This window comes from Chitinimonas naiadis, assembly GCF_054780835.1.
In genome coordinates, this window is sequence record NZ_BAAGVO010000005.1 from 151,715 (window position 1) to 174,272 (window position 22,558).

Below are 22,558 nucleotides of genomic sequence, written 5' to 3' on the forward strand. Positions count from 1 at the left end.
GATCAGGCCAGCAGGCGCTGCAGGTTATCAAGCACGCTGCCCAGGTCCTGCTCGGTCAGCGAGGTATGGAACGGCAGCCCCACCAGACGGCCAGCCAGCTCATCGCAAACCGGCGTATCGAGCGCCGTCGAGCGTTCCGACAGGCCAGGGTGGCGATGGATAGGCGGGCAATACCACTTGCGAGTTTCGATCCCCACATCCGCCATGCCCTGCCGCAACTGGAGCGCTTTTTCTTCCGTGCTCACCGCAATCGGGAAGGTCGGGTAGACACCTTCCTCATAATTCTTCTGCTGGTACTGCACCGGCAGGCCCAGCTTGCTGATCCCCGACAGATAATCGGCTTGCAGCTTGCGCCGCTTGGCCGCGATCGTCGGCCAACGCTTCAGCGCCGCCAGCCCGACCGCCGCATGGTATTCGCTCAGCTTGGCATTGGTCCCTGCCTCAAGCACCAGGCCGGATTTCCACTCCAGGCCAAAGTTGCTGAGCACGCGCACCTTCTCCACCAGCGTCGCGTCGCTGCTCAGCACCGCGCCACCTTCGCCAATGCCGAGCGCCTTGGTCGCATGCAGGCTGAAAACCAGCGTACACAAACGCCCCACCGGCTGGTTCCCGAACGCCCCAGCCGCGTCGATTACGACCGGAATCCCGGTCTCCTCGACAAACACATCCCAGGCCGCCGTATTCTGCGTCGCCCCAAACGTGGACACCGGCATTACCGCCGCAATATCCGCCTTGGCTAAGGCAGCGCGCGCAATGTCCGGCGTCAACAACCAGTTCGCCGCATCCACATCTGCCACCACCGGCCGATACCCGGCCCGCAGCACCGCCGTGGCGGTAGCCACAAAAGTCAGACCGGGCAGCAACACGCCATCACCAGGCTTCAGCCCCAGTGCATTGAGCACCAGTTCCAGACCTGCCGTGCAATCGCTCACCGAAGTCACATGCATATTGCCATCCGGCGCAATATGCCGCCCCAACTGGTGCTCGAACTCGCGGTTCAAGGGCCCAAAATTGGTATACCAGCGGTTCTGATCAATCTGCCGCAAGAAAGGAAGCAACTCATCAGCCGTCGGCAGATCGGGAACGAGCAGTTTGATCTCTACAGTCATCGAATTACATCAAGCCTTGTTCTGTTGTTCACACCAGCGCCGCCACATACCCCGGAAAGCATCCTGCATAGCCTCCGCCGCGCCCTTGGCATCATACAGAGGCGACTTTGCCACTTCATCCGGTAACGCAGCGCGGATCTTGGCAAGCTGCTCAACATCCGAAGCCAGGTGCTTGATCAAGCCCACCAGATCATCCCGATCCTTCGCCACCCATTCCAGATGACCCACGGAACCCAGAATAACCAGTGATGCACGCGAAGTCGGCATCTCGTTAGCCATGGTAACAACCGGCACGCCCATACCCAACGCGTCGATAGTCGTGGTCGACCCCGTGTAAGGGAAGGTATCCAGATGGATATCGACCTGGTTGTACAGACTGAGGTACTGGTGCAACGGCAAAGGCGGCAAAGTCGTGATGCGTTCCTTTGCAATACCGTGCTTTTCCAGCGTACTGATCAACCAGGCCGTACGACCACCATTCTGTCCCTGGTCTGGCTCGGTGACTACTATCAGCTTGCTATTCTCAACAGCCTTTAGAACATCGGCCCATATCGACAACGTCAGTTCATTAACCTTGGCAATACGGTTAAACGCACCAAAAGTAATAAACCCACGCTCCAACGCAGGCAGCGTACCGGGTAATACCTCACTCGGACGCGGCTCCAAGCTACCTGCAAGCCTCGGCAAACGCCACAGCTCCTCGGAATGGAACTGCTCCGTCATCCCGACAGGGTCAAGAAGATCATCAGAGATTCGATAATCTATGCGCGATAAGCCCGTGGTAAACGGGGAGCCCCCCCACGTTACCTGAACGGGCGCAGGTTTGTAGGCGAAAACCGGCAACCGGTTACCCCCAGTGTGCACGGAGCAATCAATAAGGATATCTATCTCATCATCAGCAATCAGAGCAGCTAACTCGCTATCCGATTTCTGTATAACAGTGCGCCAGCGTTCTGCCGTCGCCATGTAGCGCATGCTGAAATCATCAACATGGTTGTGAGCGTAATAGTAATAAAGCGAATACTGGTCGCGATCAATCTGCTCAAGCATGGGCAGAGCCCATTTGGTAAAAGCATGCTCGCGAAAATCTGCGGATACCAAGCCGATACGCAATTTCTTTGCAGGCTCCGCTTTCCGCGCAGCAAGCTCGACCGGTTTTATCATCGACTCAACAACCTGACCATAGCGCCGATGAATATCGAACACCTGGGCGGGTGACAAATCATCCATATAGGTCGTAAAGAAGCAATAACCACTAAGCGTTTGCAAATGGCTCGGATCCAGTGCCAGTGCACGCTCGAAGCTTTCCCTTGCATCACCGTAGCGACCAAGCCCACCCTGCATATGGCCTATCATCATCTGGTGCTTCGCGCAGGGCTCCAAGGCCAGCAGCTTCCGCGCAATCTTCAGCGCACCTTCGTTGTCACGAAAATTGTGCAGCATGAAGTATTGGGTTTCCCACGCGGGAATGAACTTGGGATCAATCTCAGTTGCCACTCGTGCAGCTTGCAAAGCCTGCGCATCCATCTTGCCTTGGGCAAGAATCTGCGAATAGGTCCACTGCCAGCTCGCCTCCGAGCGCTTGCCCGGTATGGCTTTCTGCAAAACAGCCATGCCACGCTTGGTATCGCCACGCCCTATCAGCGCAACACCTAAAGCCTGATGCACACCGAAATCTTCCGGCAGACCTTTGGCGGCCACTTCCAGATAAGGAATGGCTTCCGCTCGACGATCAAGCAGCATCAACGTCAGTCCGAGATCTTTAGCAATCGCCGCAGCCTTCGGCATCAATTCATATGTAGCCAGAAAGAATTTGAGCGCCCCCTCAAGATCCCCTTCATCCAGGCTAACTCGTCCTGATTCCATATTGGCCAGGGCATGATCCGGCTGGACCGCAAGCACCTTCTCCAGATGCATACGCGCACCATTCAGGCGTTGCGTCCGACGAGCGACCACAGCCATTGCAACCTTGGCATCCAGCGAGTCGGGATTTTGGATCGCGGCGTTTTGCGCCAGCATGGCAGCCTCTTCAACCCGTTTCTGGCCGAAAAGACTGTAAACGTCATATACGAGATTTGCCTGCATATCCTCTACCACAAAAGCGAGCGCTAAAAAAAAGCTGCCACTTGCGTGGCAGCTTTTGTCCTACTAACTCTGACCAGTGATTACTGGTTGGAGCCGTTTGCGCCACCTTGGATGGACGAAACGTTGGTCAGACCACCGCGCGGGTCAACGACCAGCGAAGCAGCGTCCAAGCTTTCGGTCTTACCGGTGACTTGCAGGGTACGCCATACACCGCCGGTGAAGGCAGTGCCCAGCTTGGTTTCAACGTCCTTGGTCGACACGGTAGCGCTAGCACCAGCCGGCAGGGCGGTGATCACGACAGCCGAGGTACCCAGCACGCCGGTAGCCGGATCGTAGGCAGCCACGGAGATGTCAGCAGCCTTGGAGCCGCTGTTCACCACGCGCAGGAAGCCTTGGTAGCCAGCCGATGCGAAGTCGGAACCAACGAAGTTGGAAACGCGAACCACGCCACCGTTGTAGTCCAGCTTGAACATGTTGGTGTCAGCGATCGACACAGTGGCCAGGCCAGTGGTCGAAGCGGTCAGAGCACCAGTGTACTGAACCGGCAGGAACGACACGGAACCGTTACCAGCTTGGCAGAAGTACAAGGTGCTAGCAGTGCCAACACCAGCGCCAACCAGAGCATTACCAGCGACAACGGTAGTAGCGAAGCTCAGAGCGGTCGAAGCAACCACAGCGCCTTGGTCAGCGGTAGCGCAAGTAGCGCTGGTCGACAGGAAGGTGGTACCACCAACGTTGGTCGAGTTAGCAAACTTACCCTTGACCGTGAAGGCGTGGTTGTAGGTAGCAGCGCTGATAGCAGTCACGCCATCCAGAGCGTAGGTCTGGATGGTGTTGTTGGTCACAACGAACTTACCGACAACAGCGGTCGTGGTGGAAGCCGAAACTTGACCGGTCAGCACCTTGTCGTTCGACACGTTGATCTTGGCAGTCTCAGGACCGGCCGAGAACACAGCGGTGAAAGCGTCGGCCGAAGTGGCCAGCACTTGCTGAGTTGCGGACTCGATGGTCACATTGATAGCGTTGACAACGTTAGCGGTAACGGTCAGTTGACCAGCAGCGCCAGTACCCAGAGCACCAGTCAGCGAACCAACCACAACACCAGTAGGAACAACCAACAGTTGGCCGGAGGCGACCGACTGCGATGGCGTAACGGTCACAATCAGCTGGCCAGCCGCGTTGGTAGCTGCGGAAACACCAGTGGTGCTACCAGCGAAGGTAATACCGGTGGTGGTAGCGTTAAAGGTCGCAGCGTTACCCAGGGTAAACACGAACTGAACCGGCGAACCCGAAGCCAGGGTGCTGGTGGTTTGGTATGCGAACTGACCCAGGGTGGCCGAACCGGTGGAGGTAACAGCTTGCTTGGCGTACACGATGCTTGGGTTGGCCGAGATTTGACCAGCGTAAGCACCAGCAGCGGCGACGCCCAGAGCGGCAGCGACAGCAGCCTTCAGAATAACGTTTTGCTTCATGAGGAAATTTCCTTTCCCTTAAATTTTCCTAGGAACGTACTGCTCGTATTTAACCGAGTACGCGCGTCTTTCGAAAGACCGGCGAAGTATAGCAAAGGTCGGACCCCTGTCAACGCCGGACCCGCACTGGCGCGGGGTTTACGCAAAATGAATATTTACTTTACCGCCTAGTACATCCCAAGTATTAGCAAGTCCTTTATTCGCCACGCTTTTTTCGTTTTGTGCTTGTGGCGCCGGAACTGGCCTTGGTGTTGTTATTTTTGATCAAACTCCCTTGCGCAGGCTTCGGGGGCGGCAAGCCCTCCAGCCCCGCAATCGTACCATCGGGATTAAGCCGCGCCGCGCTCGGGGCCTGGGAAAGCGGATCAACGGTACCTCGTTGGGCAGGTTTCGCAACAGTCGGAGGAGTGGCCGGTTCCACGGTAGAAGCTGGTGCGCCATCATCTGTGGCCTTCACAGATGCGGCGTTCACCGCAGCAGATTCCACTGGAATGGATTGATTACGTGGAGGTTGCACCGGAAGCGCAGGCGTAGGAACCGGCACAGCCGCCTCTGTAGACATATCGGGCGTCACCTGAGTAGCAGAAGGTAATACTGCAACAGGCGCTGGTCGCTGCGGTACGCCTCCTCCTGAGTCTTGAGCTTGCGCCCAAGGCCCGAGACGGTTACGGAATGCATCGGTAATCGACTGAGCGTCCATGTCGTCACGTATTACATAAGGCGTAATGAGAACGATCAACTCGGTCTTGACGATAGCGTCCGACTTGGTCTTGAAGAGCTGCCCCGCAACAGGGATGTCTTTTAGGAACGGCACACCGGTATCAGATACAGAATTGGTTTCGGACATCAACCCACCCAGCAGCACCGTCGCACCGTCGCGCATAGGCAGCTTGGTATCAATCTTTCGGGTAGAGAACGTGGGCGAGGTGTTCACACCCGTTTTAGTCGCATCAGCGGAGCTAACTTCTTGGGAGACCTCCACCTCGATGCGGTCACCGGAGTGGATGATCGGGCGTACCTTCAGAATCACACCGGTATTTCGGTACTGAATGGTTGAAATGATTCCAGTGCTGGTACCAACACCGGTGGTAGAGCCGCTCTGCTGGCTGGTCAGGATTGGTACATCTTGACCAACGGTAATTGTTGCCTGCTCGCCATTGCGAGCCATGATACGAGGGCTTGAAAGGATTTTTGCTTTCTTGTCACTAGCCAGCGCATTCAGTACTGCACGCGCATCACCGAGACTACGCAACCATGTGACCGTAAGTCCTTCGCTACCAATACCCAGGCCACCCAACGTCCCACCGGTCACCGTATGGTTACGTCCGTTGAACAGCCACTCCACCCCAAGTGATTCATTCTTGGTCAGGTTAACTTCGGCGACAGTAACTTCAATCAACGCCGTCTTGGCAGGACGATCCAGCTCTTGCAGTAGGCCCACCCAGCGCGTGTACTCTTCAGCATTACCTTGAAGGATCAGACTATTAGTGGCCCTATTCACGACTACACGCGTAGGTGTACGTGCAGCACCTTGCCCAGCAACCTGCGTCGCAGGAGCTGCACCGCTAATAATCTCTCCTAGCGTCTTTGCCAAGTCCTCAGCGTCGGTGTACTTCACCGGATAGGTAAAGTAGCCGCCGCCCCTTATTTGCCCAGGCCTATCGAGTTCTCGAACCCAGTCCAGCACGTGATTCATCACGGCCGGCTCCAGAGTGAAAAAGATCAGCCCGTTGATCGCCGCAACAGGCAATATAGATATGGAAGTATTCTGAGTGGGAGCACCAACAAAATAGCCTTCCGCAGACAGCACTTCAGTAAGCCGCTTGGAAAGCTCCTCTGCAGACCAGTAAACCGGAACGACCTTTACACCCTGTCGGCCACGCAACATCGGTTGGTCGAGAACCTGAATGGCCTCGAGCGCCGAGTCGATGTCATTGCTTTGACCGGACAACAACAATGCGTTCTGAGCCGCATTTGGTTGGATCTTGATCTTGTCGGCAAACATCTGCTGCAAGGTTGCAGCTACATCTCGTGCAGAAACGGCCTGCATTTCAATGTTATAAAAAATAGGTCGCAATGGCAGCGGCGTATCCGGTAGTGCACGGCCACGACGAATTTCTGCCGCATAGGCCCCCATACCCGCATCGGGCACGATACGCAAAAACCCACCCGCATCAATCACGGCAACGCGATAACTTTTGAGCAAGTCGCGCATCGTGGCTTCGACCTGGCTGGCCGTCTGAGGCGCTCCCGTCCGAATGGTAACCAGATCCTGCCTAGCGCTCACCTGCGGATCCACGCTGTAGTTCTTTTTCAGCGCGGAGCCATACACAAGCTGGATCAAGGTCGGCAACGGTATTTGATCGAACGCCAGCGTGATGTCAGCCACTTGATTGGTCGCGGGCGCGACGGGCGAGACTTTCTCGTTCGTTAGCTTTGCAGGAGCAGGGGGGAGCGGCGTGCGACTGACTCCGGTTTGCATGACGCCAGCTCGTGCGGCAAGCTCGGCCGCATTGTCAGCAGCAGGACGAGCATCGATGTTCAGCGGGGCGGGGATAAATGGGCGATCAGCGGAGGCACAGCCACCTATCAGCGGCAGTGCTGCGATACAAATGCCCAGGTTGCGCAATGGCATGGTCGGTAATTGGTGGCGAACCGCCGCAAATTTTTTCATTCTTGATAAACCCTCAGTATTCTTTTCTTGCCATTGAGCAAGATGCCCAGGCGGTCAGGCTGGATATGCAGGATGCTGGCGCCGCCGGGGAGCCGATCGCCTACGCGAAGCTGGCTGATCTCATATTTAGGTGGCTGCACGCCCGGTAACAGCAAGCCAATTTTTGTAGCCTCTGTAGACACGACAGCATAAGTCTCGCCGCCGGCACTGATGACGCCGGTTATTCGCCAGTTGGGAGGAGTCAGCGGCGCCTCCATGGTAAGCGCGCCACCCATCAGGGGCGCACCCCATAAATGGTTCTCTGTAATCTGCGCCACGTCGGCAACCGGATCCACGGTTGGGCGTTGCGGTATTAACCAAGCCGCAGCAACACCTTGTGCGGTGGCGGTTTGGGCGATATCTGCGGGACGTGATATTTGCCAGATGCTAAAGAGCAGCACCCCGACCAAGGCAAGCACAATCAGACGGGTCAAAGTCATCGGGCCTTCTCCTCGCCGGCACGCTTGTCGGGCTCGATACGGAAATAAGCAACCAGCACCGTTTCTATGCGTGGGCGATGCATCGTCAGGGATTCAAACTGCACTGATCTAGGCTCGGATTCGATCAGCTTCATCCATTCCAGATTGCTAACGGGATCGAAGTCAAAATCTACCTTCAACCGCACACGCTTGACTCCAGCAGGCAAGGAGTCCTCCAGGCTTCGGCCGCCAAAACCGACGCCACCATCCGCGAGCTTCATATTGAAGCGCGGAATCTTCGCCGCACCGAACTGCGTGGTGACCCAATCCTGGAAAAAAGCCTGAGCCCGGCCTTCGCTAGGGGCGGACCACAGTTTGGTCTGCTCCTGGCTCAATACCGTGGCAATCTCATCCTTGCGCTTTAGCCAGGCGGGTGTCAGGTCATTTTGTCCGAGGCGCGCCAGCCGCTGAGCGAGCTCCCGCTCTTTTGCGTGTAGCCGCTGGTTCTCTTCCCGCATGCCAAGCAACAGGTTAAGCAACAGAATGCCGATCACGACGAGCAAACCCAGCCTCAGCCGTGGATTGCGCTTCAGTTCAATTAGTACGCCGTTCATCTTTGGCCTTGGTTTCTACGTCCTTGAACGGCTTGATCCGCATGTTGACTTCCATCAGCTTGGGACTGACAGAAGGTATGGACTTGATATCTTCGAAAGATTCCAACGATTCCAGCGCTTCCAGGTAACGTGCGGTCACGATATTGGTGTTGGGGGAGTTGATGACGATCTTCAGACGCTCGTCCGCCCATGACCAATCCTGCAGGTAGGTGCCGTCGTCGGCCAGTTCGCCGGAGACTTGGGCCATCAGGCTCAGTTGGGATGGGTACGGGTTCAGTTGTCGGAGCATTGCCAGTTCGGCCAGGGAGCGTTCGGCTTCGTTCCGGGCGCGGATGATGGGCAGGGAGGTTTTGTTTGCGTCGGCGAGCTTGGTCTGCAGTGCTGCGATGGACTGGTTGGTGCGCCAGCGTTCGATCAATACCTGGGAGGTGAATGATCCTAAACCCAGTATGAGGATGGCGAGGATCCAGCCGTCGATGGAGACGGCTCGGGCGGCGGTGCCTTCCCAGATGTGGCCCCAGGGCTTGTCCTGGAAGGGGATGTTTTGTTGCGCCGGTACAACACCATCAGCGCGTGAGCCGCAGGCGCGCTGGAAGGCCTGCCATTCGGCCGGGCTGGGCTGGGCGGCCCACCAGCGGCTGTGGCGCAGTTCGCCGGATTGCCAGTGTTGTGCTTCGACGCCGTCGATGCAGGTAATCAGTCGCACGCCGTCGGTTTCGCTGGCCGGACGCATGATGGTTTCGGGCAGTACGGCGGCGTCGGGTTCGGTATTGCTGCTCGCCAGGGCGGCGGCATCCCAGCACCAGACCATTGCGCCTTCATTACCCCAGCTCACCAGATGGCCGTAGACCGGGAAGGGGCTCCATTGCCGGATCATCAGCAACAGGGCGGCACCCCGTCGCGGCCGGGGGATGGCCGCCAGATCGAAATAGGTGTGCCTGATCATGGCGCGCGACAGCACCAGCGCGTGTCGCCCCCATTTGCCTTCGGCGCGGGTCAGCCCTTGCTGGCTAAAAAGCGACAGCCGGTAGGGCAGCGACAGCTTGCTCAGGAAGCGCCGGAAGCCGTTTTGCAACTTTGCTGGGTTCAGATGGGGGAGTTGTGCCATTCGCAGTATCGGGTTGTTCTCGACGCTCTATACGATAGAAATTGTCGATACGCCAAGGTCCGCCGGGCGTATCAGGGGTAAACGTAACATTGTATCTCAACACCACGGCGTAGCCGGGTATCGCCTGAGTCACGCGCAAGGTGTCACTCGGGAACGGTAACGCAGTGAACTGGAACCTCGATGTGTCCACACCGTTTGCCCCGGCCAGCATGGTGGCATCGAACGGGCGCAGCGGATCTCGCTGCGCGACGATCCATTTCGCGGTCTCCCGGGTCATGCCGCCCAGTGAAAACAGCACCTGCCAGCTGGCGGTGCCGGGATTGACGAACTTGGACTCGGCGGTGGTGGTGAGGGATTCGATCGTGGCGTCCCTGGGCTCCCTGACCAGCTCCCGCCAGCCCAGCACCCGCTGCAGTTCAAGCGGCGACAGCAGCGGCCGATTTGCCGGCGCCTGCATGCCTGCGGCGATATAGTCTGCCGCCGTGGCGCCGTTAAGCCGGTGCAGCGTGCTGTTGGGGTCGGTGTAGTCGAGCAGGGTATCGACCAGCCTCGGTATCCTTTCATCCGCCACATCCAGCGCCTTCAAGAAGGCGGCCAGTTTTTCCGGGCTCTTGGTGTTCAGGTTGAAAAGACCATTGGTGTCCTGCACCTGCAACAAGGTTCCCTGATCCCCTTGATACAGCGTGTCATCCAGCGAAAGGATGTCCGTGCCTTGCATGAGGCCGATGGGCGAGACATAGGAGGTCGCGAACCGGAACAGCAGTTCGGCGCGCGTATTATCCAGTGCGACCAGCCCGTCCGTACGTCGCTGGCGCGCGGCGGCGTCGGCCAAGGCGCGTTCGACCCGCTCGCCGAAGAAACCCACGGCAATGGCCGAGGCCGCGAGGACGAACAGGGTGAGCACGAGGATAAAGCCCTGTTGCCTGCTTCTCATGGCTTGCCTCCCGAGATGGCGTTCTGGACATTCATCGGCGTCAGGTGCGGGCCGAGCGGGGTTGCGGCCACCACCAGGGGACCGTTGGACTCCCGATACAGCAGGATGGCCGCCGGGATCTGCTCACGACTCGCCTCCTTGATCTCCCACACCGACGTGCGCTGACCGGCGTTGTCCTCGTATTCGAAGCGCCCGGCCCGCCCTGGCCAGCTGTCGAGCAGGTAGGACTGCCCCCTCAGCATCACCCTGAGCTCGGTACGGTTATCCGCCGCCTGGTAAGCGAGGCTGAGCGAGATTTGCTCGGGAGCACCGTATTCGGTGGTGAAGGGGGCGGTCGTCATGCCGGCGATTTCACGCTCGCTGCCACGGAAGTAGCCCTTTCCCTCCCGGTAGTCGGGCTGCAGGCCTTCGATGATCTGCCGGAACCAGGCCTGATACATGGCCTGGTTAGGCGCGGTGCTGGCCGTTTCGGTAAAGCGCTGCCGGAGTTGCAAGACCCAGTGCAGACCGGAAAACAGGATGGTGGCCATCAGGCTGGTGATCACCATGACCACCAGCATTTCCAGCAAGGTGAACCCCTTTGAACGTTGCATGTCCGGCGCCACCATCAGAACAGCAGGGTGCGGTTGGATCGCACCTGCGTGTAACCCACGAGCTTGAGCTGCAACTCAAACCAGTTGGGCTGGTCCAGCTTGCTGACGACGACGCGTGTCTGGTACAGGCCCAGGCTGTAGAGGCTGATACCGCGGGGATAGCCCGTGCCATCGCGCGGCGGGAGGACAGCCTCCGCCTTCCAGCTGATTTCGTACTGACCGAAGTTGGCCTTGCCCTCTGGCCGCTGCATGGGGTTGACCGACTGCATGTAGTGCGTGATGTTCAAGGTCGCGGCAGTGCGCTGGTTCAGCTCGTCTATCCTGCCCAGTGCAATCAGGTTGGTATTGACCCAGGAAAACAGCGCCATGCCCAGCACCGCCATCAGGACGAGCGCAACCACGGCTTCGATCAGGGTGAAGCCGGCGGCTTGGCGGTGGCGGGGAATCAGGACTCGATACTGCATCGCGGCGCATTCATCTGCAGGTGTTCGGACTCGCCGGCGGGATCGAACAGCTCGACCTCGCCACCGGTGCAATAGCCGCTGAAGTGAAATTGAATGGGACGCGCAACCTTGATCTTCCAGCCATCCGGCAGATGCAGGAACGGCAGCCGGGCGATCTCGTGGCTCGGGGCATCCGCCTGCAGCTCGAAAGTGCGCCCTTGCAGATTGGCCTGCATGGTCAAACCTTCCAGCATGCCGACGACGGACTGGCGCTCCTGGGCGTGTGTAATGCTATCGAGCAGCCGGCCGAAGCGGGGCAAGGCCATGCCGGCCAGCAAGGCCAGCACCAGCATGACGATCAGCAACTCAAGCAAGGTGAACGCCCGCTGAGATTGCAGCAACTGCCCTCCCTTGCCCTTATTGGGGAGGGAGAATGCCGATATCCGCATCGTTACCTTCGCCACCCTTTTTCAGATCGGCACCAAACGAATAGAGCGCAAATGGCTGGCCGCTCGCACCGGGTGTTGAGTACTGGTAAGGGGTGCCCCAGGGGTCCAGCGGCACTTCGATGCCGTCCAGGTAAGGCCCCTTCCAGCGGGTCTTGAGCTTTTCATCCGTGGGCGGGGTGACCAGCAGTGTCAGGCCCTCTTCGGCAGTCGGGAAGCGATTGATGTCCAGGCGCATGGTTTCCAGCGCGCCCTTGAACTGCTTGACCTGGACCTGGACGGTCTTGATCTTGGATTCGTCCACCTTGCCGAACATGCGCGGCCCCAATACACCGGCCAACAAGCCGATGATGGCGAGTACTACCAGCATTTCCAGCAGGGTGAAGCCCGCGTTACCGCGGTTAAGATGCTTCTTCATTGCTTGTTATTCTCCATAATGATCAGGGAGCAGCTACAGGGCCGCATCCGAAAGACTGGTAATAGCCAGCATGATGGCCACCATGATGAAGCCAATCGCGCCACCGATCAGCAGGATGGTCAACGGCTCCAGCAAGGTCACGAACTGCTTCATGCGGGTCCGGCTGCTGGTTTCGTACAAACCCGCCAAGGTTCGCAACATGGCAGGCAACTCACCGGAGCGCTCGCCGACGCGCACCAGGTTCAAGCCCATCGGACTGACAGTACGATGCAGCGCCAGCGCATCCGCAAGCTTCTTGCCTGCCCGCAAATCCTTGACCGCCAGTTCGAGCTTCTGACGCAGGCTACTCAGAGCCACGCTGCCTTCCGCGAGTTCCATCGCCTTGACGATGGGTACCCGGTTGTCCAGCAATGTCCCCAGCATGGAGGCCCAGCGGCCGATTTCCGCCTCCATCAGCCAGGCGCCCACAATGGGAAGCTTGACGGCGATTTCCAGCAGGCGCCGGCGTACTTGCGGGTTGGACATGGCGACGACCGCGGCAGCCACCAGGACGAGGGTGCCAAAGCCAAACCAGGCCAGGTTCTCTTTCACGAACAAGCCGGTCTTGAGTACCCAGACCGAGATATCCGGTATTTTCGCCTTGGCATTCTTCAGCAAACCGGCGAATTTTGGCACGACGAACACAAAGATCAACATTGTGGCAGCCAGACCCGAGAACACCAGTACTGCCGGGTAGATCAGCGCATTGCGTATTTCCTGCCGCAGATTCTCTTCGTACTCCATCTGGTTTGCACCCGCCAGGAGGCCCGGTGCGAGTTTGCCGGTCAGTTCGCCAGCGGCGATCAACTGATGAACGTAGTCGGGCACGTCCAGCTTGGCAGCACGGACAGCAACCGACAGGCTGGCGCCACCCCGCAGTTGTCCATGAATAACCCGGAACGCGCTGCCCAGGCTGTCGGCACCGTGCGCCTCGGCGATGGATTCGACCGCCTCCGCCAGTGGCACGCCCGCGCCCAGCAAGGTCGCCAACTCCCGAATGATGATGGCGCGGTCGCGAATGCTCACCCGGCTGGGCACCAGCACCCGATCCAGACCGGATGTCGCCACAGCACCGATCGCACCCAGGCTGACCGGTGTCAGATCCTGCGACTGCAGCAGGCGAAAGGCATCCTGCTCGGAGGCCGCATCGATCTCGCCCTTCATGAGCGAGCCATTCTTCTTGACCGCCTCGTATTTGAAGCGCATCAGGCTTCGTCCTCACCACTGAGGCCGGTAACGCGCAATACCTCGTCCACACTGGTCTGCCCACGCCAGGCCTTGATCAGGCCGTCTTCGCGCAGATTGCGGTAGCCGCCTTCGCGGGCCATGGCCACCAGCTCGTGCGCGGGCAGGCGCTGCATGATGGCGCTCTGGATACGCGGCGAGACTTCCACGAATTCATAGATACCGACCCGGCCACGATAGCCGGTCTGGTTGCAATGGCTGCAGCCGACGGCCTCGCGGAAGGCGGGCGGGGTATTGAACAGGGCAGGGAAGCGGTCCTGCAGCTCGGCGAGCAGCTCACCCAGACCCGCCGGCGGTGCTGTCGGCTTCGCACATTGGGTACACAGACGCCTTACCAGGCGCTGCGCCTCCACCGCACGCACCGACGAGGCCACCAGGAAAGGTTCGACCCCCATGTCGGTCAGCCGGGTGAAGGTGGAGATGGAATCATTGGTATGGATGGTGGAGAACACCATGTGGCCGGTCAATGCGGACTGGACGGCAATCTCGGCGGTTTCCAGGTCGCGGATTTCACCGATCATGATGATGTCCGGATCGTGCCGCAGGATGGCCCGCAACGCACGGCTGAAGGTATAGCCGATTTCCGCGTGCGTCTGGATCTGGGTGATCCCGGACATCTGGTATTCAACCGGGTCCTCGACCGTGATGATCTTGTGATGGCGATCATTGGCCATCGCCAGCGCGGCATAGAGGCTGGTCGATTTACCCGAACCGGTTGGGCCCGTCACCAGCACGATGCCATGGGGTTCCTTGGCCCAGCGCTCGAAGGAAGCCAGGTGATCGGGCTCCATGCCAAGCTTGTCCAGACGGAAGTCCTTGCGCTCCTTGGGCAGCAAACGCATGACGATGGACTCGCCGTGCACGCCGGGAATGACGGAAACCCGGATATCCATCTCGATACCCGCAGCACGCACCGTGATGCGACCATCCTGCGGCAAGCGGCGTTCAGCGATATCCAGACCGGAGATCAGCTTGATACGGGATGCGACGGCATCGAACCGTTCACGCGGGAAGGTGCCGCGCGTCTGCAGCACGCCGTCGACACGATAGCGCACCACGAATGCATGCTCCTCCGGCTCGACATGGATGTCGGATGCGGACTCGTCGGTCGCACCGGCAAACAGGTTGTTGACCAGCTCGATAACCGGCGCTTCCTCGGCCAGCTCCTTGAGATGGGCGACGTCGTCGGAGTAGTTGGGTTCATCCGAGGAGGTAAACAGCTTGGTAAAACGCTCCGCATCGCGACTGCGGATGAAGTGCCAGCGGATCTCGCGCCCCGGCAAGGCGCCGCAGACGGACTCCTGCAGAAACACGTCGATCGGATCGCGGCTGGCACAGCGCAGGACACCTTCTTCAGATTCCCACAATAAAGCGCCGCGATCTGCGAACCAGCCGGGGTTGAAACCGGTCAGAGCGATGGCGCGACGGTAATCGTCGCCACGGGCAGGAAGGGTGTCTTCATCGAGCAACGTCAACCCCAACTGCTCTGCCAGCACGGGCAGCAGCATGTCTTCCGATATGGCACCGATGCGCACCAGCACCGAGCCGAGCCGGGCCTTGATCTGCTTCTGCAGCGCGAGCGCCCGCTCCAGATCCGCACTGGATATGAGCGCGCGTTCGGTCAATAACTGGCCTAGCGGCGTGGCAAGCGGAACGGTCGACAAATCGGACATGGTGGCCAATGACATAAAGAGTTCGCCATTCTAACAAATGGGGCTTCTGACAGCGGATCGCTCCGGTAAAATCCCTCACCATGAATACTTTCAACACTCGCCGTAAGCTTTTGCGATGGTCTGCCGCTGCGCCGCTGGCCTGGATATCGACCTTGCTGCTGCCGGCCCGGGCCTTGGCAGCCTGGCCGCAAGCCCTGTTCAGCGCCCCGACCAGCAGGGATGCGATCGACGCCCTGCAGGCTGGCGCCGCCGAGCCGGGCAGGCGGATCCTGCTTGAAGTGCCGGAGATCGCCGACCGCGGCGATCTCGTTCCGATCCGGGTGATGAGCACGCTGCCGGCAACCGAGCAGATCACCTTGCTTGTCGACAAGGCCTTGCGCCCGGTGGTGGCACAGTTCAACTTGACGACCGATGCCGAGCCCGACGTCAGCCTCACCATCAAGCTGCCAGGCACCAGCACCGTCCGGGCTGTCGTCAAGGCAGGCGGCAAGCTTTATGTGGTGAGCAAGGAAGTCAAACTAGCCGCCGAGCCTTATGTTCCCGCCGACCAGGGCGGCAAGACGAAGAAAGGAAGCGGAGCGTGAGCGTCACAGTCAGTGCACAACTGCGCGAACGTATTGCCGAGATCAAGGTACGTGCGCAACAACAGAGCGAAGACGGACAACGTGCCGACAGCAAGACCGGCAAGCTGATCCCCGCCAACTTTCTTCAGCAACTGGTGATCAAGACGGAAGAGCGGGTCCTGGCCTCTGCCGACCTGGGTGGCGGCCTTGCGCACAATCCCTACTTCCTGTTCAAGATAAAAGGGTTGAAAGCGGGCGCCAAGATCAGCGTGGACTGGGTGGCGAGCCAGGAGGTCATCAACCCGGACGGCCGCAGGGAAGCCAAGGAAAGCAAGGGGCAGGTCGTGGCCATACTGCAGGGCTAGACTGACTGCCCGCCAACAAAAAATGGGCCGGTGGCCCATTTTTTGTTTCCCAGCCCACGGTGAGCAGAAGGCCTCACCGGGTTGATGGGCCACTAGCAGTTACTTCAAGGTGGCGATCTTGTCCGCCACGATCTTGCCGATGGCCTTGTAGCCTTCCGGGCAAGGGTGGAAATTGCTCGCATCGGCACACGCCCACCAAGTGGGCTGGTCTGCCGCCTTCAGGTCGATGAAAGTCTGGCCCTGCTCGTTGGCGATACGCTGACCTGCGGCAGCAAAGTCGGCCAGGAAAATCTGGCCCGCATCATGATGCGGCCAGATAGGCCCAAGAATGATGATTTTCGCGCCGATCTGCTTCAGTTGCTGCACCATGGCGGAGTTGGCGTTGTAGTAGTCATTCAGTCCCACAGAATGGTTATCGTCGTAGACGCCATTCATGATCACAACATAGTTGGCCTTCCCCGCCACAGCCTGGGGCAACTGATCCCTCAGCATATCCAGCGCCGTCGTGCCGGCCTTGGAAATGTCATGCACCTTGAAATTTGCGGGCAGGAAGGTTTGCAGATACGTCGGGTAGCTATGTTCCGGCGTGTAGCAGGCATAGGGCGGCGTCGAGCACGGCGTGAACCCTGCGGTTTCCGAATCGCCTATCGTATAGACCGTCATGGGCTGGACGACCGGGGTAGGCGCCGGCGCAGAATCGCCTCCGCCGCCACAGGCGACGAGCAACAGGGAAATCATCAGGTATATATATTTCAATTGAAATCCATCCTAGAACGTCATTGATCAGGCGTCATTCGCACACAACGATATGTATGACAAGGCTTGCATATGCATCAGGGCTTATTTTTGCACGTCATCGCAAAACTTTGACAGCCCCCGCCTTTAAAAAGACCGCTGATGCCGGCCGAAGCCGCACGAAACACTTAAACAAAAGCCCGCAACCACCAAACGGTGAGTGCGGGCTTTTTGTGTTGGCTCCCCGAGCGACTGCCGGGGCCAAGTACGCTTACAGCGAGTAGTACATGTCGAACTCAATCGGGTGCGTGGTCATGCGGATCTTGTTCACATCGTTCATCTTCAGTTCGATGTAGGCATCGATCCACTCGTTGGTGAACACGCCACCGCGGACCAGGAACTCGCGATCCTTGTCGAGCGCGTCCAGGGCTTCATCCAGCGAAGCACAGACGGTCGGGATCAGCTTGTCTTCTTCCGGCGGCAGGTCGTACAGGTTCTTGTCGGCCGGATCGCCAGGGTGGATCTTGTTCTGCACGCCATCCAGACCGGCCATCAGCAGGGCCGAGAAGGCCAGGTACGGGTTGGCCAGCGGATCCGGGAAGCGCGCCTCGATACGACGGCCCTTGTCGGACGCCACGTGCGGGATGCGGATGGAGGCCGAGCGGTTACGGGCCGAGTAGGCCAGCTTGACCGGGGCTTCGTAATGCGGAACCAGACGCTTGTAGGAGTTGGTGCCCGGGTTGGTGATGGCGTTCAGTGCCTTGGCATGCTTGATGATGCCGCCGATGTAGTACAGGGCGAACTCGGACAGGCCAGCGTAGCCGGTACCGGCGAACAGGTTCTTGCCATCTTTCCAGACCGACTGGTGCACGTGCATGCCGGAACCGTTGTCGCCAACGATGGGCTTGGGCATGAAGGTAGCGGTCTTGCCGTACTGGTGGGCCACGTTGTGGACCACGTACTTCAGGATCTGGGTCCAGTCAGCGCGCTGGGTCAGGGTGCTGAACTTGGTGCCGATTTCGTTCTGGCCGGCGTTGGCGACTTCGTGGTGGAACACCTCGACCGGCACGCCCAGCTCTTCCAGCGCGATGACCATGGCAGCGCGGATGTCCTGGTGGCTGTCGACCGGGGGAACCGGGAAGTAGCCGCCCTTGACGCGCGGACGATGGCCGTGGTTGCCGCCGTCGGTGTCGGCGCTCGATGCCCAGGCGCCTTCGTCCGAAGTGATCTTCAGGAAGCAACCAGTCATGTCGACGTTCCACTGCACGCCGTCGAAGATGAAGAATTCGGGTTCCGGGCCGAAGTAAGCGGTATCGCCCAGGCCGGATGCCTTCAGGAAGGCTTCGGCACGCTTGGCGATGGAACGCGGGTCGCGGTCGTAACCCTTGCCGGTATCCGGCTCGATCACGTCGCAGGTGATGAATACGGTCGGCTCGTCGAAGAACGGGTCGATGTTGGCGGTGCTGGGATCCGGCATCAGCAGCATGTCGGAGGCCTGGATGCCCTTCCAACCAGTGATCGAGGAGCCGTCGAATGCATGGCCACGCTCGAACCACTCTTCGTCGACCACGTGCGACGGCACCGTCACGTGCTGTTCTTTACCGATGGTATCGGTGAAGCGCAGATCGACGAAACGAATGTCGTTTTCCTTGATTAGCTTGAGTACGTCGGCGACCGCCATGTGCATAACTCCTGAAGGTAGAAGGGACCGGCGCAGCAATATGTGCCGGAGAGGTGCTTAAGTATGTAAATGTAAACCGGGGTGCATGCTCATGCTTTGCGCCCGCGTTCGGGCAGCAATGTAGCAGGAAATATGCCACGCGATCGAGTCCCAAGTAATGCGCCATTCGAGGGCATGGCAATACCACTTTTCGCACCATTTTAGATCACAAATAAGCCATCAGCACCGAAATGGTGCAGCGCTTGGTGCGGCCGCGCCAGGCGGTGTGGGCATGCCTGTCGGTGGACTGTCTGGCACGTTACAAGTTCGCCGCCCGATTGCCAGCCTGCGTGGCGATGTGCGGATGGCAGCAAGTGCCTGTGTGCGGCCGATCTTTGCCATAATTGAAGCGCTTCCCTCTACTTCTGAATTCGCAGCGGTGGCGCCCCGACGGGGATGCCAGTGCCGCAGACCAGCATCACGCGGAGACCTGTCATGAGCTTGACCAATGAAATACTGCAACGCGCACGCACCCGCGCCGAAGCGCAGAAGCTGCCTTATTCCGGGGCATTGACACCGGAAGAGGCCCATACCCTGCTCAGCACCCTGCCCGCCAGCAAGCTGGTGGATGTGCGCACCGGTGCCGAGTGGCAGTTTGTCGGGACACCGCTGAATGCCGTCAAGATCGAGTGGAAGAGCTTTCCTGGCATGCTGGCCAACCCGAATTTCCTGGAGCAGCTCAAGCACCAGGTTGACGCGGAAGACGCGCTGTTCTTTCTATGCCGTACCGGCGGACGATCGCACGAGGCGGCGGCGCTGGCGGCGGCCAATGGTTTTACCGAGTGCTACAACGTGCTCGAAGGCTTTGAAGGCGACCGCGATGACCATGGGCAGCGCGGCAAGATCAATGGCTGGAAGGCGCGCGGCCTGCCCTGGTCGCAGGGCTGAGCCTTCTCTTTTCAACTTTCCAGCGAATATTCAATGACTGATCGTTACGCCGTCATCGGCCACCCTGTTGCCCATAGCAAGTCCCCGTTCATCCATGCTGCCTTTGCCGAGCAGACCCGCCAGCAACTGGTCTACGAGACGCTGGAGGCGCCGCTCGATGACTTCATAGGGACGGTGGCGCAGTTCCTGGCCATGGGCGGCGCCGGCTGCAATGTGACGGTGCCGTTCAAGGAAGAGGCCTTCCGCTTTGCCAATGAGCTGACGGAACGGGCGGAGCTGGCCGGGGCGGTGAATACCCTGTGGCTGGACGACGAGGGGGTGGTGGGTGACAACACCGACGGAGCTGGTCTGGTCTGCGACCTGCTGCGCCATACCACGCTGGAGGGCAAGCGCATCCTGTTGCTGGGTGCGGGTGGTGCTTCGCGCGGCGTGATTTTGCCCTTGCTGGACGAGGAGCCCGCCAGCCTGCTGATTGCCAACCGTTCTGCCGACAAAGCCGAGGCGCTGGCGGCGCACTTCAGCGAGTTTGGGGAGGTGCAGGGCGTGGGCCTGACGGCGCTGGGCAAGGGTGAATTCGACATCGTGATCAATGCGACATCGGCCAGCCTTGCCGGTGCCGAGCTGTTATTGCCGGACGGCTTGTGGCGGCCAGCCGTGCTGGCCTACGACATGATGTACGGCAAGACCGAGACGGCCTTTTTGCAGCAGGCGGCGCGGCACGGCGTAACACAGCGGCTGGACGGCTTGGGCATGCTGGTGGAGCAGGCGGCCGAAGCCTTTCTGGCATGGCGCGGTGTGCGGCCGGATACGGCGCCGGTATTGGCGGCGCTCAGGGCTGCCCTGTAGCAACCCAGGCGCCTCTGCCTGCAACAATGAGGCGCAATGCCCTGCGGGGATTGCGCCCTACGCAGTGCTGGGCAGAGAGCCTGTCTCTCGCCAAGCGGGAACCGGGGTAAGCGCCGTCGGCCCTGTTTACAGTGGGATGCCTACCCATGCCTCACGGCATGGGCAAGACCCGGATCGGAGACCCCACGTGACTACAACGGTACGACTTTATGCCCTGACCTGGCTGGTCACCTTGCTGCTGTTCCTGTTGCTGGATGCCGTCTGGCTGGGATTGCTGGCCCGCGACTTCTACCAGCAGCAACTGAACGGCCTGTTGCTGGTCGAGCCGCGCTGGGTGCCGGCCGCCTTGTTCTATCTCCTGTATACCCTGGGCATCTTGCTGTTTGTGCAGCGGCCGCTGCAGCCCCACGACCGGACGCTGCGAACCGGCTTGCTCGGCGCGGCCTTCGGGCTATGCGCGTACGGCACCTACGACCTGAGCAACTACGCTACCTTGCCCGGATGGTCCTGGCCGGTGACGGTGGCCGACATGCTGTGGGGTGCCGTGGCGACGAGCCTGAGTGCCATGCTGGGGCAGCAGGTGAGTCATTGGCGGAAGCGGGGGTAGTGCCGGGGCTTGGGGGTGCAAGGTCCGGATCAAGCATATTGACAGATGGCCGCCGAACTTCGGTATCGGCCTCCGGCTTTACTCGAGATCACCGCGGTGCCGACGGCACGACGCGCAGAGCCATGGTGATCCAAACTCGCAACGAGCGGCAATGCGGTGCGATGCCTTTTGGGGATAGCGCCCTAAGTATTCTGACTATCAGGACGGCGCAATTGCGTTCCATGTTGGGCCTCGCAAGCTCGGCGCCAACCTACCGGCCCCTGACCTACGTCCAGCCATGCAACCAAATGCACCAGGCCTCATTGGCACTCTTACCGGAGCGAGGTGCATAGCCGGGACGTGCCTGGACTAGATATGAAAATGCCGCCCGGAAAGGCGGCATTTTCTTTTCCTGCCATCAACCTATAGGCCGATTTACCAAGCTGGCAGTTCGGCGTTGAAGGCGGTGCGGAAGTCGGCGCGCAGGCTGGCCTGGTCGAACTTGTGGTTCTGGCCGCCGCGTTGGGCGATCTTGATCGAGCCCAGCAGCGAGGCCAGGCGGCCGGTGGTTTCCCAGTCCCAGCCGCGGTCGATGCCGAACAGCAGGCCGGCGCGGTAGGCGTCGCCGCAGCCGGTGGGGTCGAGGACTTCGGCGGCCTTGGCGACCGGGATGGTGATTTCCTTACCGTCGACATAGATGGTGGAACCTTCGCCACCGCGGGTGACGATCAGGGCTTTGACCATGCTGGCGAGGTCGGCGATGCCCTTGCCAGTCTTTTCTTCCATCAGCGCGGCTTCGTAGTCGTTCAGGGCGACGTAGTCGGCGGCGGCGACGCAATCCAGCAGTTCGGGGCCGGAGAACAGCGGCATGGCCTGGCCCGGATCGAAGATGAACGGCACCTTGGCGGCCTTGAGTTCGCGTACGTGGGTCAGCATGCCGTCACGGCCGTCCGGGCCGATGATGGCGAGCTTGAGGCCTTGCACATGGTCGAAGCGGTTGTTGTGCGACTCACCCATGGCGCCGGGGTGGAAGGCGGTGATCTGGTTGTCGTCCAGGTCGTTGGTGATGAAGCACTGCGGGGTGTACTGGTCGTCGATCACGCGGATGCAGTCCTGGCGCATGCCCAGGGTCTTGAGGCGATCGGCGTAGGGGCCGAAGTCCTGACCGACGGTGGCCATGATCACCGGCTCGCCGCCCAGCAGTTGCAGGTTGTAGGCGATGTTGCCGGCGCAGCCGCCGAATTCGCGACGCATCTCGGGCACCAGGAAGGACACCGACAGCATGTGGACTTTGTCCGGCAGGATGTGGTGCTTGAAGCGGTCGGGGAAGACCATGATGGTGTCGTAGGCGACCGAGCCGCAAATCAGCGTAGGCATGGGGAGTCCAGATTATTTAATTGGGCAAAAAGCTATTTTAGCCTTGTTGTATCGCGTGGGTCAGATATGCGCATGAATTGCATTCATCCCCTCCCTGTTTGTCTTGCGAGCAAGTACGGCAAATGCGAACACCCTTGCCCTGGCTGGCGCGACCTTTACCCGTGAAA

General features: G+C 59.7%; 22 protein-coding genes. 5 read left to right on the forward strand and 17 right to left on the reverse strand.

The window, feature by feature from the left end:
* Positions 1 to 2 precede the first annotated feature (2 nt).
* The 14 genes from ACYVHK_RS16595 to ACYVHK_RS16660 all read right to left on the reverse strand — a co-directional run bounded on the left by ACYVHK_RS16595 (position 3) and on the right by ACYVHK_RS16660 (position 15,326).
* Positions 3 to 1,109 carry a DegT/DnrJ/EryC1/StrS family aminotransferase gene (locus ACYVHK_RS16595; protein WP_460534357.1) on the reverse strand — a complete coding sequence of 369 codons (1,107 nt, stop codon included), beginning with the start codon at positions 1,107 to 1,109 and terminating at the stop codon, positions 3 to 5.
* 9 nt (positions 1,110 to 1,118) lie between these two features.
* Positions 1,119 to 3,194 (reverse strand): O-linked N-acetylglucosamine transferase, SPINDLY family protein, encoded by a 2,076-nt coding sequence (locus ACYVHK_RS16600; protein WP_460534359.1) that lies wholly within the window; start codon positions 3,192 to 3,194, stop codon positions 1,119 to 1,121.
* An 80-nt stretch (positions 3,195 to 3,274) separates the two neighbouring features.
* Entirely contained in the window at positions 3,275 to 4,666 is a 1,392-nt protein-coding gene (locus ACYVHK_RS16605; RefSeq protein WP_460534361.1) for a hypothetical protein, read from the reverse strand.
* 196 nt (positions 4,667 to 4,862) lie between these two features.
* Complete coding sequence (locus ACYVHK_RS16610) at positions 4,863 to 7,340, reverse strand: type II secretion system protein D (RefSeq protein ID WP_460534363.1); 2,478 nt, start codon at positions 7,338 to 7,340, stop codon at positions 4,863 to 4,865.
* The gene (locus ACYVHK_RS16615; protein ID WP_460534365.1) at positions 7,337 to 7,819 is read right to left on the reverse strand and encodes a hypothetical protein; all 483 of its coding nucleotides are present in this window, start codon (positions 7,817 to 7,819) and stop codon (positions 7,337 to 7,339) included. The genes ACYVHK_RS16610 and ACYVHK_RS16615 overlap by 4 nt, the downstream gene beginning before the upstream one ends.
* Positions 7,816 to 8,412, reverse strand: coding sequence for a hypothetical protein (locus ACYVHK_RS16620; protein ID WP_460534367.1), 597 nt, complete (start codon positions 8,410 to 8,412; stop codon positions 7,816 to 7,818). The genes ACYVHK_RS16615 and ACYVHK_RS16620 overlap by 4 nt, the downstream gene beginning before the upstream one ends.
* A complete protein-coding gene (locus ACYVHK_RS16625; protein ID WP_460534369.1) occupies positions 8,393 to 9,520 on the reverse strand; it encodes a hypothetical protein in 1,128 nt (375 codons plus the stop codon). Before ACYVHK_RS16625 ends, ACYVHK_RS16620 begins: the two co-directional genes overlap by 20 nt.
* Positions 9,423 to 10,454, reverse strand: a complete 1,032-nt coding sequence (locus tag ACYVHK_RS16630) for a type II secretion system minor pseudopilin (protein ID WP_460534371.1) — start codon at positions 10,452 to 10,454, stop codon at positions 9,423 to 9,425. The genes ACYVHK_RS16625 and ACYVHK_RS16630 overlap by 98 nt, the downstream gene beginning before the upstream one ends.
* Positions 10,451 to 11,047 (reverse strand): prepilin-type N-terminal cleavage/methylation domain-containing protein, encoded by a 597-nt coding sequence (locus ACYVHK_RS16635; RefSeq protein WP_460534373.1) that lies wholly within the window; start codon positions 11,045 to 11,047, stop codon positions 10,451 to 10,453. The genes ACYVHK_RS16630 and ACYVHK_RS16635 overlap by 4 nt, the downstream gene beginning before the upstream one ends.
* Positions 11,048 to 11,061: 14 nt before the next feature.
* Positions 11,062 to 11,511 (reverse strand): PulJ/GspJ family protein, encoded by a 450-nt coding sequence (locus ACYVHK_RS16640; protein WP_460534375.1) that lies wholly within the window; start codon positions 11,509 to 11,511, stop codon positions 11,062 to 11,064.
* The gene (locus tag ACYVHK_RS16645) at positions 11,493 to 11,891 is read right to left on the reverse strand and encodes a pilus assembly FimT family protein (protein WP_460534377.1); all 399 of its coding nucleotides are present in this window, start codon (positions 11,889 to 11,891) and stop codon (positions 11,493 to 11,495) included. Before ACYVHK_RS16645 ends, ACYVHK_RS16640 begins: the two co-directional genes overlap by 19 nt.
* A 16-nt stretch (positions 11,892 to 11,907) precedes the next feature.
* The gene (gene gspG, locus ACYVHK_RS16650; protein ID WP_460534379.1) at positions 11,908 to 12,354 is read right to left on the reverse strand and encodes a type II secretion system major pseudopilin GspG; all 447 of its coding nucleotides are present in this window, start codon (positions 12,352 to 12,354) and stop codon (positions 11,908 to 11,910) included.
* A 33-nt stretch (positions 12,355 to 12,387) separates the two neighbouring features.
* Positions 12,388 to 13,599: a type II secretion system F family protein gene (locus tag ACYVHK_RS16655; RefSeq protein ID WP_460534381.1), complete on the reverse strand. Its 1,212-nt coding sequence runs from the start codon at positions 13,597 to 13,599 to the stop codon at positions 12,388 to 12,390.
* Positions 13,599 to 15,326 (reverse strand): GspE/PulE family protein, encoded by a 1,728-nt coding sequence (locus ACYVHK_RS16660; RefSeq protein ID WP_460534383.1) that lies wholly within the window; start codon positions 15,324 to 15,326, stop codon positions 13,599 to 13,601. The genes ACYVHK_RS16655 and ACYVHK_RS16660 overlap by 1 nt, the downstream gene beginning before the upstream one ends.
* 65 nt (positions 15,327 to 15,391) lie before the next feature.
* Here ACYVHK_RS16660 and ACYVHK_RS16665 point away from each other — a divergent pair, with 65 nt between their 5' ends.
* A complete protein-coding gene (locus tag ACYVHK_RS16665) occupies positions 15,392 to 15,895 on the forward strand; it encodes a thiosulfate oxidation carrier protein SoxY (RefSeq protein WP_460534385.1) in 504 nt (167 codons plus the stop codon).
* Positions 15,892 to 16,239: a thiosulfate oxidation carrier complex protein SoxZ gene (locus ACYVHK_RS16670; protein ID WP_460534387.1), complete on the forward strand. Its 348-nt coding sequence runs from the start codon at positions 15,892 to 15,894 to the stop codon at positions 16,237 to 16,239. The genes ACYVHK_RS16665 and ACYVHK_RS16670 overlap by 4 nt, the downstream gene beginning before the upstream one ends.
* Before the next feature lie 99 nt (positions 16,240 to 16,338).
* Here ACYVHK_RS16670 and ACYVHK_RS16675 read toward each other — a convergent pair whose 3' ends face one another.
* Positions 16,339 to 16,995: an SGNH/GDSL hydrolase family protein gene (locus ACYVHK_RS16675; protein ID WP_460534389.1), complete on the reverse strand. Its 657-nt coding sequence runs from the start codon at positions 16,993 to 16,995 to the stop codon at positions 16,339 to 16,341.
* Between the two features lie 250 nt (positions 16,996 to 17,245).
* Complete coding sequence (glnA, locus tag ACYVHK_RS16680) at positions 17,246 to 18,655, reverse strand: glutamine synthetase family protein (protein WP_460534391.1); 1,410 nt, start codon at positions 18,653 to 18,655, stop codon at positions 17,246 to 17,248.
* Between the two features lie 474 nt (positions 18,656 to 19,129).
* Between glnA and ACYVHK_RS16685 the strand changes: the two genes are divergently transcribed.
* From ACYVHK_RS16685 to ACYVHK_RS16695, 3 genes are all read left to right on the forward strand, one after another.
* Entirely contained in the window at positions 19,130 to 19,582 is a 453-nt protein-coding gene (locus ACYVHK_RS16685; RefSeq protein WP_460534393.1) for a rhodanese-like domain-containing protein, read from the forward strand.
* A gap of 33 nt (positions 19,583 to 19,615) precedes the next feature.
* Positions 19,616 to 20,428 carry a shikimate dehydrogenase gene (aroE, locus tag ACYVHK_RS16690; protein WP_460534395.1) on the forward strand — a complete coding sequence of 271 codons (813 nt, stop codon included), beginning with the start codon at positions 19,616 to 19,618 and terminating at the stop codon, positions 20,426 to 20,428.
* Between the two features lie 187 nt (positions 20,429 to 20,615).
* Positions 20,616 to 21,035 (forward strand): DUF2177 family protein, encoded by a 420-nt coding sequence (locus ACYVHK_RS16695; protein ID WP_460534397.1) that lies wholly within the window; start codon positions 20,616 to 20,618, stop codon positions 21,033 to 21,035.
* A gap of 414 nt (positions 21,036 to 21,449) precedes the next feature.
* Here ACYVHK_RS16695 and ACYVHK_RS16700 read toward each other — a convergent pair whose 3' ends face one another.
* Positions 21,450 to 22,391: a carbohydrate kinase family protein gene (locus ACYVHK_RS16700; RefSeq protein ID WP_460534399.1), complete on the reverse strand. Its 942-nt coding sequence runs from the start codon at positions 22,389 to 22,391 to the stop codon at positions 21,450 to 21,452.
* Positions 22,392 to 22,558 lie beyond the last annotated feature (167 nt).

Excerpts from the sequence above, each read along its gene's own strand:
- ACYVHK_RS16595 (WP_460534357.1), bottom strand. The coding sequence starts at position 1,109 with ATGACTGTAGAGATCAAACTGCTCGTTCCCGATCTGCCGACGGCTGAT.
- ACYVHK_RS16685 (WP_460534393.1), top strand. The coding sequence starts at position 19,130 with ATGAGCTTGACCAATGAAATACTGCAACGCGCACGCACCCGCGCCGAA.
- ACYVHK_RS16625 (WP_460534369.1), bottom strand. The coding sequence starts at position 9,520 with ATGGCACAACTCCCCCATCTGAACCCAGCAAAGTTGCAAAACGGCTTC.
- ACYVHK_RS16600 (WP_460534359.1), bottom strand. The coding sequence starts at position 3,194 with ATGCAGGCAAATCTCGTATATGACGTTTACAGTCTTTTCGGCCAGAAA.
- gspG (WP_460534379.1), bottom strand. The coding sequence starts at position 12,354 with ATGAAGAAGCATCTTAACCGCGGTAACGCGGGCTTCACCCTGCTGGAA.
- ACYVHK_RS16700 (WP_460534399.1), bottom strand. The coding sequence starts at position 22,391 with ATGCCTACGCTGATTTGCGGCTCGGTCGCCTACGACACCATCATGGTC.
- ACYVHK_RS16605 (WP_460534361.1), bottom strand. The coding sequence starts at position 4,666 with ATGAAGCAAAACGTTATTCTGAAGGCTGCTGTCGCTGCCGCTCTGGGC.
- ACYVHK_RS16655 (WP_460534381.1), bottom strand. The coding sequence starts at position 13,599 with ATGCGCTTCAAATACGAGGCGGTCAAGAAGAATGGCTCGCTCATGAAG.
- ACYVHK_RS16660 (WP_460534383.1), bottom strand. The coding sequence starts at position 15,326 with ATGTCATTGGCCACCATGTCCGATTTGTCGACCGTTCCGCTTGCCACG.
- ACYVHK_RS16620 (WP_460534367.1), bottom strand. The coding sequence starts at position 8,412 with ATGAACGGCGTACTAATTGAACTGAAGCGCAATCCACGGCTGAGGCTG.
- ACYVHK_RS16665 (WP_460534385.1), top strand. The coding sequence starts at position 15,392 with ATGAATACTTTCAACACTCGCCGTAAGCTTTTGCGATGGTCTGCCGCT.
- ACYVHK_RS16630 (WP_460534371.1), bottom strand. The coding sequence starts at position 10,454 with ATGAGAAGCAGGCAACAGGGCTTTATCCTCGTGCTCACCCTGTTCGTC.
- ACYVHK_RS16640 (WP_460534375.1), bottom strand. The coding sequence starts at position 11,511 with ATGCAGTATCGAGTCCTGATTCCCCGCCACCGCCAAGCCGCCGGCTTC.
- ACYVHK_RS16635 (WP_460534373.1), bottom strand. The coding sequence starts at position 11,047 with ATGCAACGTTCAAAGGGGTTCACCTTGCTGGAAATGCTGGTGGTCATG.
- ACYVHK_RS16615 (WP_460534365.1), bottom strand. The coding sequence starts at position 7,819 with ATGACTTTGACCCGTCTGATTGTGCTTGCCTTGGTCGGGGTGCTGCTC.
- glnA (WP_460534391.1), bottom strand. The coding sequence starts at position 18,655 with ATGGCGGTCGCCGACGTACTCAAGCTAATCAAGGAAAACGACATTCGT.
- aroE (WP_460534395.1), top strand. The coding sequence starts at position 19,616 with ATGACTGATCGTTACGCCGTCATCGGCCACCCTGTTGCCCATAGCAAG.
- ACYVHK_RS16610 (WP_460534363.1), bottom strand. The coding sequence starts at position 7,340 with ATGAAAAAATTTGCGGCGGTTCGCCACCAATTACCGACCATGCCATTG.